This window comes from Agromyces sp. P1_H4, assembly GCF_056405255.1.
In genome coordinates this window covers 1-718 of record NZ_JBFUCL010000607.1, presented here as the reverse complement: position 1 = coordinate 718, position 718 = coordinate 1, and the positions used below count along the sequence as shown (strand labels likewise).

Genomic DNA, 718 nt, shown 5'->3' with positions numbered 1-718 from the left:
CGCGGCATCCGGTCACCGCGTCGACGCGATCGCGGAGTACGGCGCGTTCCGCGAGCGGCTCGCCGACGAGCTCGGCGTCTCGCCATCGGCCGAGCTCGTCGAGCTCAACGCGCTCCTGCTGCGTGACGACGGCGACGCGCCTCGGGGATCGACGACCCGCATCGGCGTCCGGGCCGGGTCGAACCCGCTCCTCGGGCGCAACGACGACGTCGCGGCGATCGAGCGGCTCCTGCAACGACACCGGCTGGTGACCGTGCTCGGCGCCGGAGGACTCGGCAAGACCCGACTCGCGCAGGAGGTCGCCGGGCGGGCGAGGGTGCCGCTCGTCGTGGTCGTCGAACTCGCGAGCGTGCGCACCGACGACGACGTGGTGCTCGCCCTGGCGTCGACGCTCGGCGTCCGCGAGGCGTCCAGCAACCGCCGCATCGCCGAGGGCGCGCTCGACGTGCGCGAYCGCATCCTCGCCCGCCTCGAGGAGGGCCCGGCACTCCTCGTGCTCGACAACTGCGAGCACGTCATCGACGGCGCGGCGCGGTGGGCCGCCGACCTRCTCGCGTCGCTCCCGAGCCTTCGGATCGTCGCGACGAGCCGCAGCCCGCTCACGATCGGCGCGGAACAGGTCTATCCGCTCGAGCCCCTCGCGTCGGATGCCGCCGGCCCGGCCGTCGAGCTCTTCGTCGAGCGGGCCACGGCCGCGCGCCCCGGCGTTGATCTCCCC

General features: G+C 74.7%; 1 protein-coding gene. It reads left to right on the top strand.

Annotated elements, in window-relative coordinates; genetic code table 11:
* Window positions 1-718, top strand: a 718-nt coding sequence (locus AC1DY2_RS20325; RefSeq protein ID WP_476764060.1) for an AAA family ATPase, incomplete at both ends; no start/stop codon positions are given.